We start from the raw sequence: 5,057 nt of genomic DNA on the forward strand, positions 1-5,057 counted from the left end.
AATCCAGTCCAGTGACCCCATTGGCACAGAATAACAGTCAGATTTATGATTTGATTTATTCTTATACCTCCGGCCGGTTGACTATTAACCCCACATTACAATTTACTCATGTGCCTAAGGACGCCAGTATAGGTCTACTGGACTCGGCATCGACTTATGGCGTTGCCTTAGCGATAAAATTTGCTTTTGATACCCATTGGAGCATCGCTAGTCACGCTGAATACATTGATACAACAGGTGGAACCAATGTGGCCTATGGTCCTGGGAGTAATGCCTGGTCGCTGACGGTGACACCAACTTACCAGCGAGGCATCTTTTTTGCGCGAGGGGAGGCTTCCTTTGTGAGAGAAAATAATATTACTGCAGGTTTTGCCTTTGGTCAGAATGGCATGAAACTCTCGCAAGGGCGGCTGCTTATTGAAACAGGTGTCTTGTTCTAAAGGGTTGTATTATACACGTTCCTTTTCATTGCCAGTTTGGGCTGGATATGCGAGAAAACCCTATTCTGAGCCGAATGATAACCCGGTTTTTTTATTTTCGAGCCAATAATCGTCCATCTCCCATAGACTTCCTCTATGTTTCTCCTGCCATCGAAGAGTATGGCCTATACCAGACTCAAATCTATACTCAATTTCTAATGCCTCATTGGGGTCTTGTAAGCCAGAATTAATATAATCGAACATCCGATTTTGATAAGCCAGTCCCGATAACATCCAAGACACATCAAATACCGCATTACCCCAAGGATCGCAAATCAGCGCCTCTTGTCCCCATGTAGTGATATCTCGCGGATCGGAGTTCGGGCTGCGATTAACCACCAAGAAACAGTGGTCGTATCCTGCTTTTTCGAGGAAAGAAAATTTTTCAAAGAACAGTGGTGTTTCACTCACAACGTCAAAGAGAAGGGATGCTGCAACATCACTTAATTCATCGCAATTTCCAATGCGATGTTTAATACTATTCTTAGCTTTATTTTCCACCGTTGATTTGATGTCTTTGGGAGTGCCATCTTGGTGGTATTTGTAATAGCGAGATTTTGGTTTTCTGTCTAGATCAGAAAAAAGCCGATTTAGGTTGGTTGTATAAGTCTTCCCTCGACTATTTTTCCATCTTTATGGTTTTTTACTCGAAGACCTAGGAGTATAACCAGGATCCAAATTCAAAGCGCTAATTTGATTCTTAATATGGCGAGGGACTTTGTTCCTTACCGCATGGATTAATACCGATTTAATTACGTGAGAACGGCCTTTATTAGCGCTAAATGGGACCAGGGAATTAGTTTTATCAATAACTTGGTTTAAAAGATTAAAATTACTCAGTTTAGGCATAAGAAATCAAAATTAATAAAAAATCCTATCATAAATAAAGATACTTAAGAGAATATTAATAGAACTTGTTACACAAAAAAGCACAGGGTGATTTCATCAAAGATTAAAACCGATCATTTTTTAAATATTGAGTAGAAAGGGCAGCCTTCATAGGTTTCAAAGCGATGCCATCTTGACGTGGTCAACCGATTATTGGACGTTGAAGGCGTTGACCCTACAGCTAATAGGCCTAGTGCTCCGAAACTTGTGCTATAGCGCAAAAAAAGCGGACATTTTATGGTTAATTCGCCCATAACTTTATCGATCAATATTTGTTGAACGCCTAGAACATGGTGAGTAGGAACTCAAAGCCCCTAGTCTGTATTACTTTGCGTAACGAAATATTATAAAAACAGTAAAAGGATCAACCACAAAAGAAAATTAGGGATTATAAGTACAAGATTTAAGCACTGGAATTCCTGTTTTTGCATCACAGCGCAAGCTCCGGAACGCTAGACCTAATAGTATTATTTTGAATCTATATGTGTCTTTAGCAAGACATTTTATGTCTTACCTTAAATTCTCACACAAATGGGGTCGATACACCAACTTGAGGGCGCCTCTACCCAAGCCAACATTAAGTTGAGGCCAATATGCTAAATGAATTTTTGCGTTCTAACGGAATTAATACATGGTTTTTTCCAGAGCCCTTTTAGAGGTAGGTGGGCGAGGCGCCCAACCTACATTGGAGAAAAACATAGAAAACAATAGGGTTAACAAACAAGCTTTTATTAATTATCATACTGCGAAACAAAAGCAGTTTTTTAAAGCCTTTGCCAGAGATTACTTGAGTTATTTGGGTAATCCCAATCCTACTAACAAGCAGCTTGCTGAAGTGCAAACCTTGTTGTCTCAATCGTGGGTGCAGCGGCCGCTTTGTATCGATGAATGTTTAACGACACGGGAACAGCAGTGTTTGTATTTATCGTCTCTCGGAAAAAGTATAGCTACCTTTCTTGAATTGTCGCAACGACAGGTGGAACGGCATCGCAATACTATTTTTCTGAAACTTACGTGTAAAAATATTGCGGAAGCAGTAGCGAAGGGTTTACGTTATAGGGAGTTGAGGCCGCCTGACTAGAATCCGTGGAAAACCCGTAGTTCCCCGCCTGCGCGGGGAAAACAGTACACTGTTGGGCAAGGCGCTCAACCTACAATAAAAAAGGAATAGATCATGGCACAAGTATTAATCATTGAAGACAATTTTATTTGCCAACAAATGTATCGGTCATCATTGAGTAACGACTATCAATTAACTTTGGCAGAGACAGCACAGCAAGCGTTGGATACACTCACAACACAATTCTTCGATTGCATCCTGCTTGATTTGGGTTTACCGGATAAACGCGGTGAGGAAATCTTGCCGTTGATTCGTGCGAATCCTTTACATAAAGATACGGCTATCATTGTTATTTCAGCGCATGTGGATGAATCGTTAGGGGAGCAGTGTTTGGCTTTAGGGGCGAATCATGTGCATGTGAAGCCGGTATTGCCTACGATGCTGCGGCAGATGGTCGAGAGTTCTCTGGTTCATTAATGTTGAAGGTATAACTTCCCGGATTACAGCCTTCGGTTTCCATCCGGGAAGCGTAGCCTTGATACAACATAGTGAAATCAAGGTATTCACTACAGGCAGAACTTGAATTTTGATGTGAATACAAGATTCAAGCCCTAGCCCCACTTATTTTCTGATGGAATATAAGGCAGTGTAAATAACATCCTAAACTGGTAAAATGCCCGCCATTATCCCTGGATTACTTGAAATCGTCCAATTTACCTCGATATAGAGAATACCTTTTTGAAGGAAAATAAAACAGAAGAGGATTTGAAATAAGGGTTGTAATGATTAGTTCATAACTGCCTATCCAAAATTTGAACGTTTGATATCCCCGTTTGATATTCCATTTAGAAAGGAGATTTATATGAAAAACAAACTGATTCCTATTTTAGTCTCTGTCCCTCTTATCACTATGGTACCTGAAGGAGCCATGGCACTTGTGGCGAAGCAAAATAATCAAGTGAAAACGAGTAATCAGCAAGTAACCTTGGATCCTGATTCCTTCTTTCAATCACCTAATGATATTTTGAAGCACAGGATGCAAATGCAAAGAGCTATAGATCAATTTATGAAGGATCGATTTTCACAAATGCAACAGCCTGGTGGTGCCAATACTGTTGAAATTAAAGAAAGTAAAAATGAAATTATCTATCAGATAAATTACCAAAAGATGCTAATAGTAAAGTCAATGTCTCTGTTAAAGAGAGTCAACTAATAATTAGCTCCATAACGCAAAAAATTACGCGGGAACAAGATAATAGCAAAACTGTGAACTACTCTCAGAGCAGTTACAAGCAAGTCGCTGTACTTATGGTTCGCCACGGATTCATCGCGATTTGTTAGATGATGGTGAATTTATCAGTATTAATAAAGTTGCCCGATTGATGAATGAATGGGGCATAAAATCGAAAATGGCAAAAAATTTGTTATTACAACAGATTCAAAAAATACTTTAAAAGCAGCACCTGATCGGATAAAGCGTAACTTTAACGTTGTAGAAAAATAAAGCTTGGGTGTCTGATACAACGTTTATCCCTACTCAAAAAGGCTGGCTTTATTTAGCAGTAGTTTTAGATTTATTTTCTAGACAAGTAATTGGCTGGTCAATGAGCGATAAAAATAACGCTCAACTTGTGAAAGATGCATTGACTATGGCTATTTTGCGTCGAGGAAAAGTCAAAAACGTGATTGTCCATTCAGATCAAGGTAGTACTTATGCTTCAAATTATTACTAGGCATTGTTGAAAGAGAATCAGTTAATTTGTAGTATGAGTCGCAAAGGAGAGTGTCTCGATAATGCTGTGGCTGAAAGCTTTTTTAGCACACTGAAAACAGAGCTGGTTGGTGATGAACGATATCGGAATCATTCAGAAGCCAGGAAAAGCTTATTTGAATACATCGAGATATTTTACAACAGACACAGAAGGCATTCATATTTAGATTACATCAGCCCAGCTGATTTTGAATATAGAGATGCATCCTAAATTTTTTATCCGTTTTATTGGGGGAACCTCAGTCTGCCCCCATGATTTTCACAGGCCGGTAAAGACGTCATCTATCTCAAAAACATTTCTTGCTCCAAGCAAAAAATCTTTAGAATAACCCCCAACTTATTAACAGCTATAATCTATAGTCCTTCCTTGGTGTAAAAAACCTAGATTATCATATGGTTAATGAGTTATTCAATCTTTTGTCTTCTTTAAAAGAGTAAATCTATTGTCTTTTTAACTACAGAGGATGCAATTATGGAGAGCATAGAAAGTATAAAAAAGAATCTTAAGAAAGATACAGAACACCAGGAAGATAATTATCATTTCTCCTTACTTTATGGAGAAAGTGAAAATGTTGAAAACGTTGAAGATGTTGCAGATGTTGCAGATATTGGCGCCCTATTAGCCTCTACCCGTATGTCCGAATTTGAACGGTTGGTGAATGATACTGTTGGGGAGGAAACAAAAAACTTACTGCCGACAACCATCGAGATGCTGAATTAGCAAAAGAATTTCATAAAACACTATGTAGACTCATTAAAGATTATCACCAGAGTGGTACACTTACTACGGAGCAGTTTGCTGTTCAAGCCCATGCTGCAGTAGAAGAGGCTTCTCGTAGTAAGTTAGCGGGTAATCCTA

Annotated in this window: 9 protein-coding genes; 8 read left to right on the plus strand and 1 reads right to left on the minus strand. The window is 39.1% G+C overall.

Annotated features, from left to right (window positions below; translation table 11 throughout):
- Positions 1 to 440 (plus strand): outer membrane beta-barrel protein (locus BN58_RS02220; protein WP_019215454.1); only part of this gene is annotated, 440 nt, incomplete at its 5' end.
- 60 nt (positions 441 to 500) lie between these two features.
- Here BN58_RS02220 and BN58_RS02225 read toward each other — a convergent pair.
- Positions 501 to 980, minus strand: a complete 480-nt coding sequence (locus BN58_RS02225; protein WP_019215455.1) for a hypothetical protein — start codon at positions 978 to 980, stop codon at positions 501 to 503.
- A gap of 1,018 nt (positions 981 to 1,998) precedes the next feature.
- Here BN58_RS02225 and BN58_RS02235 point away from each other — a divergent pair.
- The 7 genes from BN58_RS02235 (at position 1,999) to BN58_RS02260 (ending at position 4,919) form a co-directional block, all read left to right on the plus strand.
- Positions 1,999 to 2,448 carry a response regulator transcription factor gene (locus BN58_RS02235; protein ID WP_019215457.1) on the plus strand — a complete coding sequence of 150 codons (450 nt, stop codon included), beginning with the start codon at positions 1,999 to 2,001 and terminating at the stop codon, positions 2,446 to 2,448.
- Between the two features lie 93 nt (positions 2,449 to 2,541).
- Positions 2,542 to 2,904, plus strand: a complete 363-nt coding sequence (locus BN58_RS02240; RefSeq protein ID WP_019215458.1) for a response regulator — start codon at positions 2,542 to 2,544, stop codon at positions 2,902 to 2,904.
- A gap of 385 nt (positions 2,905 to 3,289) precedes the next feature.
- On the plus strand, positions 3,290 to 3,640 hold the full coding sequence (locus BN58_RS21370; protein ID WP_083852079.1) for a hypothetical protein: 351 nt from the start codon (positions 3,290 to 3,292) through the stop codon (positions 3,638 to 3,640).
- A gap of 121 nt (positions 3,641 to 3,761) precedes the next feature.
- Positions 3,762 to 3,881 carry a hypothetical protein gene (locus BN58_RS37395; RefSeq protein WP_019215459.1) on the plus strand — a complete coding sequence of 40 codons (120 nt, stop codon included), beginning with the start codon at positions 3,762 to 3,764 and terminating at the stop codon, positions 3,879 to 3,881.
- A 57-nt stretch (positions 3,882 to 3,938) separates the two neighbouring features.
- Entirely contained in the window at positions 3,939 to 4,160 is a 222-nt protein-coding gene (locus BN58_RS28000) for a DDE-type integrase/transposase/recombinase (RefSeq protein WP_019215460.1), read from the plus strand.
- A gap of 33 nt (positions 4,161 to 4,193) precedes the next feature.
- Entirely contained in the window at positions 4,194 to 4,409 is a 216-nt protein-coding gene (locus tag BN58_RS37400; protein ID WP_083852081.1) for an IS3 family transposase, read from the plus strand.
- A 261-nt stretch (positions 4,410 to 4,670) separates the two neighbouring features.
- The gene (locus BN58_RS02260; protein WP_019215461.1) at positions 4,671 to 4,919 is read left to right on the plus strand and encodes a hypothetical protein; all 249 of its coding nucleotides are present in this window, start codon (positions 4,671 to 4,673) and stop codon (positions 4,917 to 4,919) included.
- Positions 4,920 to 5,057: the final 138 nt, after the last annotated feature.

This window comes from Legionella tunisiensis (assembly GCF_000308315.1).
Taxonomy (GTDB): domain Bacteria; phylum Pseudomonadota; class Gammaproteobacteria; order Legionellales; family Legionellaceae; genus Tatlockia; species Tatlockia tunisiensis.